Origin of the sequence: Streptomyces sp. NPDC002573 (genome assembly GCF_042889625.1) — a bacterium.
GTDB lineage: Bacteria > Actinomycetota > Actinomycetes > Streptomycetales > Streptomycetaceae > Streptomyces > Streptomyces gibsoniae.
The window spans coordinates 61,393-77,926 of sequence record NZ_JBIARC010000042.1 but is presented as its reverse complement, the minus strand read 5'-3'; the positions used below and the strand labels follow the sequence as shown (position 1 = coordinate 77,926).

Sequence of the window (16,534 nt, the reverse complement as noted above, 5' to 3'; positions counted from 1 at the left end):
TGGCCGGGCGTGGCGACGGCGCGCAGCTCCAGCCCGCCGTCGATGGTGGCGGTGTCGCCGTCGGCCACCGGCACCCGCGCGAACGACACGCGTGCGCCGGTCGGCACCAGGTAGGCGGCACCGGTCACCCGGGCCAGCTCCAGACCGCCGGTGACGTAGTCGTTGTGGATGTGGGTCTCCACCACATGCGAGATCCGTGTACCACGGCGCGCGGCCACCGCCAGCACCTGGTCGAAGTCGCGCGGCGGGTCGACGACCACGGCCGTCTGCTGGCCCCCGGCGAGGTAGCTGCGGTTGCCGAGGCCTTTTAGGTCAATGGTGTCGATGAAGAACACGGAGATCTTTCCCTTCCCATTGAAATTACCCCCCGGGGTATACATCCAAACACGTAATACCCCTAGGAGTATTGCGGAGCGTGCGCGTGCACCCCTGGCGGCCGCACCGGCTGCCGTCCGCCGCGTGCGCCTGATGCGCCTGCCCGGTACACCTGAGACCGGCCCGGGTCGGGGGGGAAGCCCGGGCCGGTCGGTCAGAGGCGGCCGGGCAGCATGTCATGCCAGTACACCTGGGCAGGACATATCGCTTGAACACCCAGATGTCGCGCCGTTCCTTGAAGGTGTCGATCAGCGGGAAGGTGGGCGAGGGCTTCAGGGCGTAGTCGGACTCAGCGAGGAGCATTCGGTGGCGGGCGGTCACCAGCGGGCACGAGGCGTAGCCGTCGATGCAGGCGCAGGCCCACCTGTCGCAGCTCGGCGGCTTCCAGGGGGGCACGCCGGCCGCCTCGCAGGCGAGCCAGCGGTGGGCGGGGGGCTCATCACTGCCGAACAGGCGGGTGATGCCGTGGGCGAGGGCGCCCAGGACCAGCAGCCTGATCAGTGTGGCGACCATGGCGGCCATCGCACTCAGCCCCATGCGGTCAGGGCTGCCCAGCCCCTGCGGGGTGGTCGTGCTTGTGCAGAAGGTCCTCGTGCCGATCGTCGCGGTGCTGATCGTGTCCGCCGTGCGTGTCCTGGCCGTGCATGCCGCGCATCACGACGAGCATCATCAACGGGGAGGCCACCACCAGGGCGAGCCGGATCAGACTGTGCAGCGGAGACGCCCGGACCCAAGGCCTCGATCACGATGACCGCGAGGGCGAGAGCCCACAGTCCGGAGTTTCGCTTGTCAATGACGCGCCTCCTTCAACGGAGGGGTCTCGGCCGTAAACGGCTCCGGCCGTGCTGTCACGGTTTGGCGAGAGGCCCGGCGTGCAGTGCGTTCAGGAGGCGCCGGTACTCCTCCTCGTCGATCTCCCCACGGGCCAGCCGCTCACGGAGGATGTCCTCGGCCGAGGGTGGGGCCGGGGTGCGGGTGTGCTCCTGGGGCCGATCGAGGGCGCGGAAGAGCAGCACGGCGACTGTGATGATCAGCGCCCAGAACAGGATCATGCCGGCCGACATCGCGAACCAGCCCCAGCCGCTGACGTCATGGTCGTACCAGAACATCATCGCCACTCACCTGCTTCGGCCCAGTTCCGTGAGCCGGATACGGAGGGGCATCCAGCGACTTTCGCCTTCTCTTGCATCGTCGCGCCGCCGGGCGTGGCGGTCTGGGGCCGGACGGTCCCCGGCCAGTGGGCCATTGCGCCCCCTCCCAGGTACGGGGTAGCCGGGCGCAGGATGAAATCCGATACCCGCCCGGGGTATGGTCGGGATAGCAGGCACTGAACGGGAAAGGGCATGACCGTGGACAGCGCACAGGCAGGCAGGCGGGGCATCACCCGGCTGCTGGCGGTGTGCGCGGTGCTGTTGGGCCTGTTCCTCATGCACGGCGCCCCGACCACGGCCGCGGAGGGCTGCCACGGCGCCATGCCCGCGATGGCGGCCTCGCTGCCGACCGGCGGCCACGACCCAGCAGCGATGACCACAGCCGTGCCTCCCGCACACGGTTCCGCTCCCGCCGTCCGGGCCGCCGACACCACCGGGATGCCGGGGATGCTGTGCGTCTCCACCCCGGCCCACGAGCGGACTCCCCTGCCCGCCCCCGGCCTGCTCGCCGTAGCAGGTGCCGGAGGACTCGCTCTGTGGACGCCAGCCCGACTGCGGGCGGCGGCCGCCGGGACCGGACGGCGCGGGCCACCGGACTGCGGACGAGATCTCCTGCTTCAGGTATGCATCGCGCGGACGTGACAGGCACGCGCCGGATCCAGGCTCACGCCGGGACCGGCACCGTGCCCTGCTCGTTTCCGCGCACCACCGGTGTGGTGCGCCCACCCGGAAAGACCTACGTCGATGTCCCCTTCTTCCCGTTTCACCGCGCGCCGACGCAGCCTCGCAGCGGCCGGCGCCGCAGCTGCTCTCGCGCTGGCGCTGGCTGCCTGCGGTTCCTCCAGCAGCTCATCGTCCATGCCCGGTATGGACCACGGCTCCAAGTCCACCGCGTCCTCCTCACCCAGCGCATCGCAAGCGATGGGTGACATGCCCGGAATGGACCACATGGCCACCGGCAACGGCCTGTCCGACACGAAGGACGGCTACCGCCTCACCTCCAAGGACGCGACCTTGCCATCAGGCAAGCAGGCCGCCTACCGGTTCACGGTCACGGGGCCGGACGGCAAGCCGGTCACCGACTTCGCCCTCGACCAGACCAAGCGGATGCACTTCTACGCCATCCGCTCCGACCTGACCGGCTTCCAGCACATCCACCCCACCATGACCGACGACGGCACCTGGAGCGCCGACCTGGGCTCCCTCACCCCGGGCTCCTGGCGCATGTTCGCCTCCTTCACCCCCGCCGCCGGGCCCGGCAAGGGCAAGGACTTCGTGCTGTCGCGCACCTTCACTGTGCCCGGCAACGCTACGAAGACCCCGCTGCCCGCTCCCGCCGGCAGTACGCAGGTCGACGGATACACCGTCACCGTCAAGGGCGAGGTCATGGCGGGCATGGCGCACCCGCTGACCGTCTCCGTCGGCAAGGACGGCAAGCCCGTCACCGACCTGCAGCCCTACCTGGACACCTACGCCCACCTGACCGCCTTCCACGAAGGCGACGTCGCATTCGCCCACCTCCACCCGACCACCAAGGTGACCGACGACCACGGCGGCCCCAGTCTGAACTTCCACGCCGAGCTGCCCACTTCTGGCAACTGGCGGCTGTTCCTGCAGTTCCAGACCGGCGGGACGCTCCACACGGCCGCCCTGACCCTGCACGTCGGCTGACCCCCAGCGGGGCGCCGCCCCCTGCGGCGGCGCCCCGCTCCCCATCTGGCAGGGGACTTTCCGGCAGTGGACGTGTCCGCTGCTCGTACGGCGCCCCTTGAAGGGAAGGCAGGCCTGACCAGAGTGCGCATGATGGGCGGCTCACCCGAAACCGCCCAGGACCGCGGCGACCACATGCAGGACGAGCACCACTCCGGGAGCACCCACGGCGGACACCAATGAGGGGGCCCTCCACCCGCGGGTGGAGGGTTCATCCACCCCCCGGCCGATCCGCCTGAACCACGGACACGCTGGACTACCTCCGTGACTGCCACCTTGCCGCGCGTCCTGCCCAGCCCGGTCGGCAAACCGCTCCCGCCGCCCGGCACCGCGGACGCCTTTCGGAAGTTCGCCCAAGACCTGGCCGCCGGCCGACGGCTCCGGACAACAGAGACGGCTCAGTTCATCGCCGAACAGTTCGACCAGCTCGCCACCGACTGGGACACGACCCGTGCCACCGGCCGCGACGACCCCGTGCGCGACGCGCTGGCCCGTGGCGGGCCGTTGCCCAGGGGCCGATGTGTCGAACTGGGCTCGGGAACCGGCCTGTTCTCCCCATTGCCGGCAGAGGCCTTCCCTCAGGTGATCAGCGTGGACCTGTCGATGGCCATGCTGCAGCAGGCTCAGGGCCGCTCACCGCTACGGGTCCAGGCCGACGCCGGCGCCCTGCCGCTGCCCGAGGGCTCCGTCACCGTCATCGCCGCGATCGACATGCTGCTGTTCCCCGCCGAAGCCGCCCGTGTCCTGGCCTTCGACGGTGTACTGCTATGGATCAACCAGCTCGGTAGCGACGGACCGCTGTACCTGCCCGCCGACAAGGTCACAGCAGCCCTGCCCGGCCGGTGGCAGGCCGTCGAAGCCGAAGCCGGCTGGGGCAGCTGGGCCGTCCTGCGCCGCGCCCACTGAGACGCCTCCGCCTTCCACCGATGCCGAACGCGTAAGCGGGCCTGCTGGGCCGTCGAGCGGTTCCGCTGCATGTGCGAAGCCCACCCGCCCTGGGCTACAACGGCTACGCGAAGAGCCCTCTGGCCGAGGGGATCGAGGCCGCAGGCTCCCGCCGCATCCGCGGCATCGCGGCCCAGACGATCCTGCTCGCCTTCCAGCCGGCCCACGCCAACCGCCGCATAATCAGGAAGTGGCTGGACACTCTGGCGCTGAACAGCGAACGACCACGCCGCCGCACCCATCACCGCCGGAAGACCAAAGAACCAAGGTCCTGGACCCCGACCGGCCACCTGATACCGGCGGCGTAGACCGACCAACCAGGTTCTGTCGAAGGACAATCAGCAGGATCAGGAGCAGAGCGCCGTCCGTGAGATACCTCACGTACTGCCGGGCCCCTGGACGCTCCTGATCGCGGGCCGTGCGGTATCTCACATCTGAGTTGAAACAACGCGAAACGGGCCCCTCCAGGACTTTCGTCACTGTGAGAGACCCGTTTCGTCGGTACCTCGTGGTGCGCGAGGGGGGAGTTGAACCCCCACGCCCTTGCGGGCACTGGAACCTGAATCCAGCGCGTCTGCCTATTCCGCCACCCGCGCATTGGGTGTGTCCTCCGACTCCCGCTCCTTTTCGGTGCTGGCGCCTTCCGACATCCAGAAGATTAGCACGGTGGAGAGGGTGGGTTCACATCCCTTTCCCCCAGGGCTACCGCCCCGCCCGCCCGCACCCCCCTGCGACCAGCGACGGAAGGCACTCACCCCCCGGACCGGCCCCCACCTGCGGTCCACCGCCGCCCGGCACTCACACCTGACCCCGCACCCCGCCGCCGAGCGCAGCCCCGACACCCGCCCCCTCCCACGCCACGCCACGCCCCACAACCTCAGCCCCGCCGACCCGGCCCCCAAGCACCCACGGCCCACGGCCCACGGCCCGAGACCCCCGCCCCACCGCCCTGTCTCCGCCCCTCAGCACCCCCGTCCCTCACCCCCACCCAACGTCTCAAGCCGAATCGGTTCACGTATCAACCTCGTACCGGTCCCGCCCATCTCGCCAGGAGGGGGCAGGGTCCGCGGTCAGGTGCGGGACACTGGTCTGCAGCCGCCTCTACGATCCATGCACAGGAGTGCGCGCACGCGGTACGGGCACGCAGTACGAGCAGAAGGAGTTCGAAGAGGTCTTCCGGAGGGAACGCCGCAGGCGTCGACACCGGTCGACAGGGCCGACAGGGGGAACCAGCCGATTTTCCGGCGCGTGGATACGATCAGTAAGCAGTACCAGGTAAGCAGTACCCAGGACGGCAACGACGGAGGAGGTGCCCCATGGGAGTCCTGAAGAAGTTCGAGCAGCGTCTCGAAGGTCTGGTCAACGGCACCTTCGCCAAGGTCTTCAAGTCCGAGGTCCAGCCCGTGGAGATCGCCGGCGCGCTGCAGCGCGAGTGCGACAACAACGCGACGATCTGGAACCGCGACCGGACCGTGGTCCCCAACGACTTCATCGTGGAGCTGAGCGCGCCGGACTACGAGCGCCTGAGCCCGTACTCGGGCCAGCTCGGCGACGAGCTGGCCGGCATGGTCGGCGACTACGCCAAGCAGCAGCGCTACACCTTCATGGGCCCGATCAAGGTCCATCTGGAGAAGGCCGACGACCTCGACACCGGTCTGTACCGGGTGCGCAGCCGCACCCTGGCCTCCTCCACCGATCAGCAGGCTTCCGCCCCCGCCGCCCCCTCCGGGCGGCAGGCCCCGGGCGGCTACGGCTATCCGCCGTCCGCCGCGCCGGCGGGAGCACCGCCCATGCCGACCGCGCCGCCGCCCGGCGGTCGCCCCGGCGGCTATGGGTACCCGCAGCCCGCGGGCCAGCGTCCCGGTGCCGCTCCGGCATCCGGCGGCCGCACCCGCTACTGGATCGAGATCAACGGCACCCGCCATCAGATCTCCCGTCCGACGCTGGTGCTGGGTCGCAGCACCGAGGCGGACGTGCGGATCGACGATCCCGGCGTCTCCCGCCGGCACTGTGAGATCCGGACCGGAACGCCCTCGACGATCCAGGATCTCGGGTCCACCAACGGCATCGTGGTGGACGGGCAGCACACCACCCGCGCTACGCTCCGCGACGGCTCGCGGATCGTCGTGGGCAGCACCACCATCATTTACCGGCAAGCCGAAGGGTGAAGCGGGGGCAATGTCAGAGCTGACCCTCACGGTCATGCGGCTGGGTTTCCTGGCCGTACTGTGGCTGTTCGTGATCGTGGCCGTGCAGGTCATCCGCAGCGACCTGTTCGGTACGCGTGTCACACAGCGCGGCGCGCGCCGTGACGCCGGACGGGCGCAGCAGGCAGCCCGGCCGGCGGGGCCGCCGCCGCAGCGGCAGCAGCCGAGCGGCAACCGCCAGCGCCGAGGTGCCCCCACCAAGCTGGTCGTGTCCGAGGGATCCCTGACCGGCACGACGGTCGCGCTGCAGGGCCAGACCATCACGCTCGGCCGCGCCCACGACAGCACCATCGTGCTGGACGACGACTACGCCTCCAGCCGGCACGCCCGGATCTACCCCGACCGGGACGGCCAGTGGATCGTCGAGGACCTCGGGTCCACGAACGGCACGTACCTCGACCGGAACCGGCTGACGACCCCCACACCGATCCCGCTGGGTGCGCCGATCCGCATCGGCAAGACCGTCATCGAGCTGCGGAAGTAGTACGACAATGAGCGAGCGGAGCGAGCACGCAGCGGCGGTCCTCACCATGGGCCCCGGCGCGCTCCCGACCGGAGGGTGGGCACCGTGCGGATGTACCCGGAGCCGACGGGCGAGGTGCGCATGAGTCTGTCACTGCGCTTCGCCGCCGGATCGCACAAAGGCATGATCCGCGAGGGCAACGAGGACTCCGGTTACGCCGGTCCGCGGCTGCTCGCGATCGCCGACGGGATGGGCGGCCAGGCCGCCGGCGAGGTCGCCTCCTCCGAGGTGATCTCCACGATCGTCGCGCTCGACGACGACATCCCGGGCTCGGACATCCTCACCTCGCTCGGCACGGCGGTGCAGCGCGCCAACGACCAGTTGCGGGCGATGGTGGAGGAGGACCCCCAACTCGAGGGCATGGGGACCACGCTCACCGCTCTGCTGTGGACCGGTCAGCGGCTCGGTCTCGTGCACGTCGGCGACTCACGCGCGTATCTGCTGCGGGACGGTGTCCTGACGCAGATCACCCAGGACCACACCTGGGTGCAGCGGCTCGTCGACGAGGGCCGCATCACCGAGGAGGAGGCCACGACCCATCCGCAGCGCTCGCTGCTGATGCGGGCGCTGGGCAGCGGCGACCACGTCGAGCCCGACCTGTCGATCCGTGAGGTGCGGGCCGGCGACCGGTATCTGATCTGCTCCGACGGCCTGTCCGGAGTGGTCTCCCACCAGACGATGGAGGAGACCCTCGCCAGCTACCAGGGCCCGCAGGAGACCGTGCAGGAGCTGATCCAGCTCGCGCTGCGCGGGGGCGGCCCCGACAACATCACGGTCATCGTGGCCGACGTCCTCGACCTGGACACCGGGGACACCCTCGCCGGGCAGCTGTCCGACACCCCAGTCGTGGTGGGCGCGGTCGCCGAGAACCAGCTCCACCTGCACGACAACGGCATCATGCAGACGCCCGCGGGCCGCGCCGCCGGTCTCGGCCGGCAGGTGCCCGGACAGGGCGGCGGCGAGTTCGGCCCGCCCGGCAGCGGTGACACCGACGGCTACGCCCCGGCGGGCAGCTTCGGCGACTACACCGACGAGGACTTCATCAAACCGCGCAAGGGCCGCAGGTGGCTGAAGAGATCCTTCTACACGGCTCTCGTGCTCGGCGTGATCGGCGGCGGCTGCTACGGCGCCTACCAGTGGACGCAGACGCAGTACTACGTCGGCGCCAACGGTGAGCATGTGGCGCTCTACCGCGGTCTCAGCCAGGACCTCGCCTGGGTGTCGCTGTCGAAGGTGGAGAAGGACCACCCCGAGATCGAACTCAAGTACCTGCCGCCGTATCAGCAGAAGCAGATCCGGGCCACCATCGCCGAGGGCGGCCTCACTGCGGCCCAGGCGAAGATCTCCGAGCTGTCGGTGCAGGCGTCCGCGTGCCAGAAGGAGAGCGAGCGCCAGAAGATCGACAGCCAGAGCAGCACGAAGCCGGGCGGGACCGCCACGGGAACCACAAAGACCTCCCAGACGTCCAAGGCCTCGCCATCGCCGACGTCCTCGGCGCCGACCTCCAAGTCACCGACCGCACCCACTCCCACACCCGGACCCACCCTCTCGGAGGAAGAGCAGAAGGTCGTCTCACTGTGCGGTAAGCAGTAAGCAAGCCGTGAGGGGCCCTGTCACACCATGAGCAGCAGTACGAACACGACGACGCATCACACGTCCACGATCGGCGCGATCGGCGCGCCGAGCCGCCGCAACACCGAACTGGCGCTGCTCGTCTTCGCCGTCGTCATTCCGGTGTTCGCCTACGCCAACGTGGGCCTCGCCATCAACAACAAGGTGCCGCCCGGCCTGCTGAGCTACGGCCTCGGCCTCGGTCTGCTGGCCGGGGTGGGCCATCTCGTCGTACGGAAGTTCGCCCCGTACGCGGATCCCTTGCTGCTGCCGCTCGCGACACTGCTGAACGGGCTCGGCCTGGTCGTCATCTGGCGACTGGACCAGTCGAAGCTGCTGCAGGCCATCAAGCAGGCCGGCACCGCTGCGCCCCGTCAGCTGCTGTACACCGCGATGGGCATCGCCCTCTTCGCCGTCGTGCTGATCTTCCTGAAGGACCACCGGGTCCTTCAGCGCTACACGTACATCTCCATGGTGGGCGCGATCGTCCTCCTCCTGCTGCCGCTCGTCCCGGGTCTCGGCGCCAACATCTACGGCGCGAAGATCTGGATCCACGTCGGCAGCTTCAGCATCCAGCCCGGTGAGTTCGCCAAGATCGTGCTGGCGGTCTTCTTCGCCGGCTATCTGATGGTCAAGCGGGACGCGCTCGCCCTGGCCAGCCGCCGCTTCATGGGCCTGTACCTGCCGCGCGGCCGCGACCTCGGCCCGATCCTCGTCGTGTGGGCGATCTCGATCCTCATCCTGGTCTTCGAGACCGACCTCGGTACGTCGCTGCTGTTCTTCGGAATGTTCGTCATCATGCTGTACGTCGCCACGGAGCGGACCAGCTGGATCGTCTTCGGTCTGCTGATGTCCGCGGTCGGCGCGGTCGGTGTGGCGTCGTTCGAGCCGCATGTGCAGCAGCGTGTCCAGGCCTGGATGGACCCGATGAAGGAGTTCACGCTCAGCCGGCAGGGCGTCGCCGGCCACTCCGAGCAGGCCATGCAGGCGCTGTGGGCGTTCGGCTCCGGCGGCACCCTCGGCACCGGTCTCGGCCAGGGCCACTCCGAACTCATCCGGTTCGCGGCCAACTCCGACTTCATCCTCGCGACCTTCGGCGAGGAGCTGGGCCTGGCCGGCATCATGGCGCTTCTGCTGATCTACGGTCTGATCGTGGAGCGCGGCGTGCGCACCGCCCTCGCCGCCCGCGACCCGTTCGGCAAGCTGCTCGCGGTGGGCCTGTCCGGCGCCTTCGGGCTCCAGGTGTTCGTGGTCGCCGGCGGTGTCATGGGTCTCATCCCGCTGACCGGTATGACGATGCCCTTCCTGGCGTACGGCGGTTCCTCCGTCATCGCCAACTGGGGGCTGATCGGCATCCTGCTGCGCATCAGCGACACCGCGCGCCGCCCGGCCCCGTCGCCCGCTCCGAACCCCGACGCCGAGATGACCCAGGTGGTCCGCCCGTGAACAAGCCCCTGCGCCGGATCGCGATCTTCTGCGGGCTCCTCGTCCTCGCACTGCTCGTCCGCGACAACTGGCTCCAGTACCTCCAAGCCGACAAGCTGCGCACGGACCCGAACAACCGCCGGGTCCTGATCGCGCGGTACTCCAAGCCCCGCGGCGACATCATCGTCGACGGCAACCCGATCACCGGGTCGAAGAAGACGTCCACCAACAGCCTCAACGACTTCGCGTACAAGCGCACCTACAAGGACGGCGCGATGTGGGCGCCGGTCACCGGCTACGCGTCCCAGGCGTTCGGTGCCACGCAGTTGGAGTCCCTCGAGGACGGCATCCTCACCGGCGACGACGACCGGCTGTTCTTCCGCAACACGCTGAACATGCTGACCGGCAAGCAGCAGTCCGGCGGCAACGTCGTCACCACGCTCAACGCGGCCGCGCAGAAGGCCGCCTACGACGGTCTGAAGAACGTCGGCGGCAAGGGCGCGGCCGTCGCGCTCGACCCGCAGACGGGCGCGATCCTGGCGCTCGCGTCCTACCCGTCGTACGACCCGTCGTCGTTCGCGGGCAACTCCACGTCCGTCGACTCCAAGGCGTGGACGCAGCTGCAGAAGAAGAACGACCCGAGCGACCCGATGCTGAACCGGGCGCTGCGCGAGACCTACCCGCCGGGCTCCACGTTCAAGGTGGTCACGGCGGCCGCGGCGCTGGAGAACGGGCTGTACAGCGGCGCGGACCAGAACACCGACTCCCCGCTGCCCTACATCCTCCCGAACACCAGGACCGAGCTGAAGAACGAGGGCAACATCCCCTGCAAGAACGCGACCATGCGGGTCGCGCTGCAGTTCTCCTGCAACACGGTCTTCGGCAAGATCGGCGCCGACCTCGGCAAGGACAAGATGCTGGAGGAGGCGAAGAAGTTCGGCTTCGACTCCGAGCAGTACACGCCGGTGCGGTCCAACGCCTCCAACTTCCCCAAGGACATGGACAAGCCGCAGACGGCGCTGAGCTCGATCGGCCAGTTCGAGACGGCCGCGACCCCGCTGCAGATGGCGATGGTCGCCTCGGCGGTCGCCAACGACGGCAAGCTGATGAAGCCGTACATGGTGGACAAGCTGCAGACGCCCGGCCTGGACGTGATCACGCAGACCCAGCCGCAGGAGATGAGCCGTCCGCTGTCCGAGAAGAACGCCCAGATCCTCCAGTCGATGATGGAGACGGTCGTCAAGGACGGTACGGGCAAGAACGCTCAGATCAGCGGCGCCACCGTGGGCGGCAAGACCGGTACCGCCCAGCACGGTCTGAACAACAGCGAGAAGCCGTACGCGTGGTTCATCTCGTTCGCCAAGCTCGGTGACGGCAGCTCGCCGGTCGCCGTGGCCGTGGTGGTCGAGGACGACAACGCCAACCGTGACGACATCTCCGGTGGCGGCCTTGCCGCCCCGATCGCGAAGAACGTCATGGAGGCGGTCATCAACAGCAAGAAGTGACCCCTGTCACGTCCCCTTCACATCGGTGCACGTTGCGATACCGGTCCTGTATCGGGTGGCGGATGTGGCCAGGTCACACAAAGCGAGCCGGGTAGCGTATGCCCGGACAGCACACCGCCGGACCATACGCGGGTGTGGTCGGGACCGACGGAGAGGGCTGGTAGGAAGCTATGGAAGAGCCGCGTCGCCTCGGCGGCCGGTACGAGCTGGGCCATGTGCTCGGTCGTGGTGGCATGGCGGAGGTCTACCTCGCGCATGACACGCGCCTCGGCCGCACCGTGGCAGTGAAGACGCTGCGCGCCGACCTGGCGCGTGACCCTTCCTTCCAGGCCCGGTTCCGCCGGGAGGCCCAGTCGGCCGCCTCACTCAACCACCCCGCGATCGTCGCGGTGTACGACACGGGCGAGGACTACATCGACGGGGTCTCGATCCCGTACATCGTGATGGAGTACGTCGACGGCTCCACGCTCCGTGAGCTTCTTCACAGCGGCCGCAAGCTGCTGCCGGAGCGGGCCATGGAGATGACCATCGGCATCCTCCAGGGCCTGGAGTACGCCCACCGCAGCGGCATCGTCCACCGTGACATCAAGCCGGCGAACGTCATGCTGACGCGCAACGGCCAGGTCAAGGTGATGGACTTCGGTATCGCCCGCGCGATGGGCGACTCCGGCATGACGATGACGCAGACGGCCGCCGTCATCGGAACGGCCCAGTACCTCTCGCCGGAGCAGGCCAAGGGCGAGCAGGTCGACGCGCGTTCCGACCTGTATTCGACGGGTTGCCTGCTGTACGAACTGCTGACGGTCCGGCCGCCGTTCGTGGGCGACTCCCCGGTCGCGGTGGCCTACCAGCACGTGCGCGAGGAGCCGCAGCCGCCGAGCGTCTTCGACCCCGAGATCACGCCCGAGATGGACGCGATCGTGCTCCGGGCGCTGGTCAAGGACCCGGACTACCGCTATCAGTCCGCCGACGAGATGCGCCAGGACATCGAGGCGTGCCTCGACGGCCAGCCGGTCGCGGCCACGGCGGCGATGGGTTCCGTCGGCTACGGCGGCTACCACGACGACCAGGCGACGACGGCCCTGCGCGCCGAGCCCGGGGCCGGCGCCACGACGATGCTGCCGCCGATGACCCCGGACGACGGCTTCGGCTACGACGACCGCCCGGACCGCCGCCGCCAGAAGAAGTCCAACACGTCGACGATCCTGCTGGTCGTCGCCGGTGTGCTGGTGCTGGTCGGCGCGATCCTCATCGGCAAGTGGATGTTCACGGGCAACGGCGTGGGCAACGGTTCCACCGAGGTGCCCAACCTCGTGGGGCAGACCCTGAAGGACGCGCGGCAGCTGGCGACGAACGCCGACCTGAAGGTGGGCACCGTCACCAGGAAGCCCTGCGACGATCAGTCCAAGGGCAGCGTCTGCTCCCAGGACCCGCTGCCGAAATCCTCGGTCGACAAGGGCACCGCGATCAACGTCGTGGTGTCGACGGGCGCCCCGAAGGTGACGGTGCCGGACGTCCGCGGCGTGCAGTTCGACCGGGCGAAGTCCCAGCTCGAGGACAAGGGCTTCAAGGTCGAGCAGAAGACGCAGGAGTCCGACCAGACCCCGGGCGTCGTCACCGCTCAGGACCCGGACGGCGGCGTGGACAAGGAGAAGGGCTCCACGATCACGCTGACGGTGGCCGTCGCCCCGGCGACGACGACCGTGCCGGACGTGACGAGCGCCGCGAACTGTGACGCCGCCAAGCAGCAGATGCAGGCCAGCAACCTGACCATCAACTGCGTCGAGGTGGACGTCACCGACCCGAACCAGGTCGGCAAGGTCGTCAAGATCGACCCCGGGGCGGGCCAGACGGTCAGGAAGGGCTCGACGGTCACCGTCCAGTTCGGCAAGGCGGCCCAGCAGGTCCAGGTCCCGAACAACATCCTGGGCCAGAAGCTGAAGGACGTGGAGCAGGCGCTGCAGCAGGCGGGTCTCCAGGTCGGCAACGTCGCCGGCTCCCAGGATCCCAACGCCACCGTCGTCCAGTCCAACCCCACCCCGGGCTCCCAGGTCCCCCAGAACACCCCGGTGTCCCTGGTCGCCCAGGACCAGGGCAACGGCAACGGCAACGGCGGCTTCCTCGGCGGCAACTTCGGCTGACCTTCGAAGATCGGCGATCCGGGGCCCGGCACTCGACAGAGTGCCGGGCCCTTGTCGCACCCGGACCGAAGGTGCTGCGGTCAGTCCTGCAGTTCCTTCGGCGGCGTCCGCTTGCTGTCCACCTTCTCCACCCGTTCCAGCTCGCCCCACACGATGTAGCGGTACTCGGAGGTGAAGACCGGGGTGCAGGTCGTCAGGGTGATGTAGTGGCCTGGCTTCTTCACACCCGCCTCCTTGGGGACGGCGGTGAGGACCTTCACGTTGTACTTCGAGGTCTCCGGGAGGATCGCGAAGACCTTGTAGACGTACCAGTCGTCCTTCGTCTCGAAGACGACCGGGTCGCCCTTCTTCAGCTTGTCGATGTTGTGGAACTTCGCCCCGTGCCCGTCGCGGTGCGCGGCCAGCGCGAAGTTGCCGGTCCCGCCTGTCATCGGCAGGGCCGCCTTGACAGGGTCGACGTAGTAGCCGGCCACACCGTCGTTCAGGACGCTCGTCGACGTGCCCTTCTCGACCAGCACCTCGCCGTTGTGCATGGCGGGCACGTGCAGGAAGCCGATGCCGTCCTTGGTGTCCAGGGCCCCCGGGCCGCTGTCCTTCTCGGCCGCCCAGTGGTCGCGCACCTCGTCGCCCTGCCGGTCCGCCTTGCGGTCGGCGAGGACGTTCGTCCACCACAGGGAGTACACGACGAACAGGCCGAGCACGAGGCCTGCGGTGATGAGGAGTTCCCCGAGGACGCTGACGGCGAACGCGATCCGGCCGGACCCGCGGCGCCGCGGCGCGGAGGGGGAGCCGGGACCGGTCGCGGGCGCGTCGGTCTGCTCGTCCTGGTCGGTCGTCACTCCCACTGCATCTGCCCCGTCTGTCCCATGTGCCCGTGCGTCCACAGGCCTTGCCAATGAGCGGCCCACGAAATGGGCGGCTTCGGAACGGCGTGCCCTACGAGATGAGCGCGTCCGGCTTGCCCTTGCTGCGCGGGCGTTCCTCGACCATCTTGCCCCAGACGATCAACCGGTACGTGCTGGTGAACTCCGGCGTGCACGTGGTGAGGGTGATGTAGCGGCCCGGTGCGGTGAAGCCCGAGCCCTTGGGTATGGGCGCCAGCACGCTGGTGTTGGACGGCGAGGTCACCGGGAGGGTGGACGTCATCTTGTAGACGAAGTAGTCGTCCTGCGTCTCCACCACGATCGCGTCGCCCGGCTGGAGACGGTTGATGTACCGGAACGGCTCGCCGTGCGTGTTCCGGTGCCCCGCGAGCCCGAAGTTGCCCGTCCTGGCGTCCGGCATGGCCGTCTTGAGGCTGCCCTCGCCGTAGTGGCCGACCATGCCCTTGTCGAGGACCCCGGTCTTGCTGGTGCCCTCCGCGATCGGGGCGACCACGTCCAGCTTCGGGATGTGCAGGATGGCGAAGCCCTGCCCGGGCGCGAACACGCCCGGCGCCCGCTTGCCGCTTGCCCAGTCCTGCTGGAGGTGCTGGGCGGCGCTGCCCGCCTCCTCGTGGGCCCGCACGTTCGACCACCACAGCTGGTAGGTCACGAACAGCAGCATGACGACGCCGGTGGTGATGAACAGCTCGCCCACCAGCCGGCTCATGACCACCGCGGCACCGGGCTTCTGGGCCCGTGCGGCCCGTCGGGCCTCCACCCGGGACCTGGGCGCCCCTGAGGCCGTCCCAGGGCCCTCAGCGGCCGTCTGCGGCCCACTGGGGCCGCTCGGGCCCCCGCCGCGCCGTCCGTGCCGTCCGGCCGCCTTGCGCCGCGCGGCACGGCCGCCCTGCGGGGCGGCGGCCCCGGGGGCACGGCGCGCCTCCCCCGCGTCCACGGTGCGCAGCGCGACCGTCTCGCTGTCCATCGGCATGCGCGTGTCGTAGGACGCGGCGGCCGAGGGCTCCTCGTACGCCGGGAACACCGCGGTCGCGTCCTGCCCCTGCTGCGGTGCCTGCTGCCCGTAGGGCTGCTGGTCACCGTGACCTCCTGCGCCCTGCCACGCCTGCCCCTGCCACGCGCCACCGCCCTCGTACGACTGCTGCCCGTACGAGGGTCCCTGGTCCGCGGCGTTCCCATAGGAGGCGGCGGAGTCGCGCTCGGGGCGCAGCGCGGTCACGCCGTGGCCCTGCCCACCACCGGGGCGAGCCCCGCCGACCTCGCCACGGCCTCCCGGTCACCGCACTCCGCCAGCCAGTTGGCCATCATCCGGTGGCCGTGCTCGGTGAGCACCGACTCGGGGTGGAACTGCACACCCTCGACCGGGAGTTCGCGATGTCTGAGGCCCATGATGATCCCGTCGTGCGTCCGTGCCGTGATCTCCAGCTCGGCCGGCACCGTCTCCGGTTCGGCGGCCAGGGAGTGGTAGCGGGTCGCGGTGAAGGGGGAGGGGAGCCCGGCGAAGACGCCCTTGCCCTCGTGCTCGACCAGGGAGGTCTTGCCGTGCAGGAGTTCCGGTGCCCGGTCGACGACGCCGCCGTAGGCCACCTGCATCGACTGCATGCCCAGGCAGACGCCGAAGAGGGGGACGCCGGTCGTGGCGCAGTGGCGCACCATCTCGACGCAGACGCCGGCCTCCTCGGGAGTGCCGGGCCCGGGCGACAGCAGCACGCCGTCGAAGCCGTCCTGCGCGTGGGCGGTGGACACCTCGTCGTTGCGGAGCACCTCGCACTCGGCGCCCAGCTGGTAGAGGTACTGCACCAGGTTGAAGACGAAGCTGTCGTAGTTGTCGACGACGAGAATGCGCGCGCTCACTGGTTGTCCACCGTCACATCGTTGAAGGGCAGCAGCGGTTCGGCCCACGGGAACACGTACTGGAAGAGGACGTAGACCACCGCCAGGGCCAGGACGATCGAGATCAGCGCCCTCACCCAAGCGTTCCCCGGCAGATGCCGCCAGATCCAGCCGTACATGCCGTCCCTTTCGTCTCACCACGGCACCAGACTCCCGCCGCACGCAAC

General features: G+C 69.4%; 17 protein-coding genes and 1 tRNA gene. 10 read left to right on the top strand and 8 right to left on the bottom strand.

Going from position 1 to position 16,534, the window contains the following annotated elements; translation table 11 throughout:
* The 3 genes from ACFYX0_RS31605 to ACFYX0_RS31595 form a co-directional block, all read right to left on the bottom strand.
* The coding region (locus ACFYX0_RS31605; RefSeq protein ID WP_388975239.1) for an MBL fold metallo-hydrolase at positions 1 to 335 on the bottom strand (335 nt) is incomplete at its 3' end.
* 581 nt (positions 336 to 916) lie between these two features.
* Positions 917 to 1,063, bottom strand: a complete 147-nt coding sequence (locus ACFYX0_RS31600) for a hypothetical protein (RefSeq protein ID WP_388975236.1) — start codon at positions 1,061 to 1,063, stop codon at positions 917 to 919.
* 160 nt (positions 1,064 to 1,223) lie between these two features.
* Positions 1,224 to 1,487 carry an SHOCT domain-containing protein gene (locus ACFYX0_RS31595; protein WP_388975234.1) on the bottom strand — a complete coding sequence of 88 codons (264 nt, stop codon included), beginning with the start codon at positions 1,485 to 1,487 and terminating at the stop codon, positions 1,224 to 1,226.
* A gap of 231 nt (positions 1,488 to 1,718) precedes the next feature.
* On the opposite strand from ACFYX0_RS31595, the gene ACFYX0_RS31590 reads away from it, so the two are divergent.
* The 4 genes from ACFYX0_RS31590 to ACFYX0_RS31575 all read left to right on the top strand — a co-directional run bounded on the left by ACFYX0_RS31590 (position 1,719) and on the right by ACFYX0_RS31575 (position 4,489).
* Positions 1,719 to 2,168 carry a hypothetical protein gene (locus ACFYX0_RS31590; protein WP_388975231.1) on the top strand — a complete coding sequence of 150 codons (450 nt, stop codon included), beginning with the start codon at positions 1,719 to 1,721 and terminating at the stop codon, positions 2,166 to 2,168.
* Between the two features lie 102 nt (positions 2,169 to 2,270).
* Positions 2,271 to 3,197: a hypothetical protein gene (locus ACFYX0_RS31585; RefSeq protein ID WP_388975228.1), complete on the top strand. Its 927-nt coding sequence runs from the start codon at positions 2,271 to 2,273 to the stop codon at positions 3,195 to 3,197.
* Between the two features lie 303 nt (positions 3,198 to 3,500).
* Complete coding sequence (locus tag ACFYX0_RS31580) at positions 3,501 to 4,142, top strand: class I SAM-dependent methyltransferase (protein WP_388975225.1); 642 nt, start codon at positions 3,501 to 3,503, stop codon at positions 4,140 to 4,142.
* Between the two features lie 71 nt (positions 4,143 to 4,213).
* Complete coding sequence (locus ACFYX0_RS31575) at positions 4,214 to 4,489, top strand: hypothetical protein (protein WP_388975222.1); 276 nt, start codon at positions 4,214 to 4,216, stop codon at positions 4,487 to 4,489.
* A 201-nt stretch (positions 4,490 to 4,690) separates the two neighbouring features.
* Here ACFYX0_RS31575 and ACFYX0_RS31570 read toward each other — a convergent pair.
* Positions 4,691 to 4,777 (bottom strand) — tRNA-Leu (locus ACFYX0_RS31570).
* Between the two features lie 720 nt (positions 4,778 to 5,497).
* Here ACFYX0_RS31570 and ACFYX0_RS31565 point away from each other — a divergent pair.
* From ACFYX0_RS31565 to pknB, 6 genes are all read left to right on the top strand, one after another.
* Positions 5,498 to 6,349: a DUF3662 and FHA domain-containing protein gene (locus tag ACFYX0_RS31565; protein WP_311693734.1), complete on the top strand. Its 852-nt coding sequence runs from the start codon at positions 5,498 to 5,500 to the stop codon at positions 6,347 to 6,349.
* A 10-nt stretch (positions 6,350 to 6,359) separates the two neighbouring features.
* The gene (locus ACFYX0_RS31560) at positions 6,360 to 6,872 is read left to right on the top strand and encodes an FHA domain-containing protein (RefSeq protein WP_311693736.1); all 513 of its coding nucleotides are present in this window, start codon (positions 6,360 to 6,362) and stop codon (positions 6,870 to 6,872) included.
* A gap of 90 nt (positions 6,873 to 6,962) precedes the next feature.
* A complete protein-coding gene (locus ACFYX0_RS31555; RefSeq protein ID WP_355906816.1) occupies positions 6,963 to 8,504 on the top strand; it encodes a Stp1/IreP family PP2C-type Ser/Thr phosphatase in 1,542 nt (513 codons plus the stop codon).
* A 27-nt stretch (positions 8,505 to 8,531) separates the two neighbouring features.
* The gene (locus tag ACFYX0_RS31550) at positions 8,532 to 9,968 is read left to right on the top strand and encodes an FtsW/RodA/SpoVE family cell cycle protein (protein ID WP_355906590.1); all 1,437 of its coding nucleotides are present in this window, start codon (positions 8,532 to 8,534) and stop codon (positions 9,966 to 9,968) included.
* A complete protein-coding gene (locus ACFYX0_RS31545) occupies positions 9,965 to 11,452 on the top strand; it encodes a peptidoglycan D,D-transpeptidase FtsI family protein (protein WP_388975220.1) in 1,488 nt (495 codons plus the stop codon). The genes ACFYX0_RS31550 and ACFYX0_RS31545 overlap by 4 nt, the downstream gene beginning before the upstream one ends.
* Positions 11,453 to 11,622: 170 nt before the next feature.
* Complete coding sequence (gene pknB, locus ACFYX0_RS31540; protein ID WP_388975217.1) at positions 11,623 to 13,593, top strand: Stk1 family PASTA domain-containing Ser/Thr kinase; 1,971 nt, start codon at positions 11,623 to 11,625, stop codon at positions 13,591 to 13,593.
* A gap of 80 nt (positions 13,594 to 13,673) precedes the next feature.
* Here pknB and ACFYX0_RS31535 read toward each other — a convergent pair whose 3' ends face one another.
* The 4 genes from ACFYX0_RS31535 to ACFYX0_RS31520 form a co-directional block, all read right to left on the bottom strand.
* The gene (locus ACFYX0_RS31535) at positions 13,674 to 14,438 is read right to left on the bottom strand and encodes a class E sortase (RefSeq protein ID WP_388975215.1); all 765 of its coding nucleotides are present in this window, start codon (positions 14,436 to 14,438) and stop codon (positions 13,674 to 13,676) included.
* Positions 14,439 to 14,529: 91 nt separating this feature from the next.
* On the bottom strand, positions 14,530 to 15,693 hold the full coding sequence (locus ACFYX0_RS31530; RefSeq protein WP_388975212.1) for a class E sortase: 1,164 nt from the start codon (positions 15,691 to 15,693) through the stop codon (positions 14,530 to 14,532).
* Positions 15,690 to 16,328, bottom strand: coding sequence for an aminodeoxychorismate/anthranilate synthase component II (locus tag ACFYX0_RS31525; RefSeq protein WP_388975210.1), 639 nt, complete (start codon positions 16,326 to 16,328; stop codon positions 15,690 to 15,692). The genes ACFYX0_RS31530 and ACFYX0_RS31525 overlap by 4 nt, the downstream gene beginning before the upstream one ends.
* On the bottom strand, positions 16,325 to 16,486 hold the full coding sequence (locus ACFYX0_RS31520) for a hypothetical protein (RefSeq protein WP_355906606.1): 162 nt from the start codon (positions 16,484 to 16,486) through the stop codon (positions 16,325 to 16,327). Before ACFYX0_RS31520 ends, ACFYX0_RS31525 begins: the two co-directional genes overlap by 4 nt.
* Between the last annotated feature and the right edge of the window lie 48 nt (positions 16,487 to 16,534).

Coding starts and splice junctions, on each gene's coding strand:
- ACFYX0_RS31595 (WP_388975234.1), bottom strand. CDS start 1,487: ATGATGTTCTGGTACGACCATGACGTCAGCGGCTGGGGCTGGTTCGCG.
- ACFYX0_RS31590 (WP_388975231.1), top strand. CDS start 1,719: ATGACCGTGGACAGCGCACAGGCAGGCAGGCGGGGCATCACCCGGCTG.
- ACFYX0_RS31585 (WP_388975228.1), top strand. CDS start 2,271: ATGTCCCCTTCTTCCCGTTTCACCGCGCGCCGACGCAGCCTCGCAGCG.
- ACFYX0_RS31565 (WP_311693734.1), top strand. CDS start 5,498: ATGGGAGTCCTGAAGAAGTTCGAGCAGCGTCTCGAAGGTCTGGTCAAC.
- ACFYX0_RS31560 (WP_311693736.1), top strand. CDS start 6,360: ATGTCAGAGCTGACCCTCACGGTCATGCGGCTGGGTTTCCTGGCCGTA.
- ACFYX0_RS31555 (WP_355906816.1), top strand. CDS start 6,963: ATGTACCCGGAGCCGACGGGCGAGGTGCGCATGAGTCTGTCACTGCGC.
- ACFYX0_RS31550 (WP_355906590.1), top strand. CDS start 8,532: ATGAGCAGCAGTACGAACACGACGACGCATCACACGTCCACGATCGGC.
- pknB (WP_388975217.1), top strand. CDS start 11,623: ATGGAAGAGCCGCGTCGCCTCGGCGGCCGGTACGAGCTGGGCCATGTG.
- ACFYX0_RS31520 (WP_355906606.1), bottom strand. CDS start 16,486: ATGTACGGCTGGATCTGGCGGCATCTGCCGGGGAACGCTTGGGTGAGG.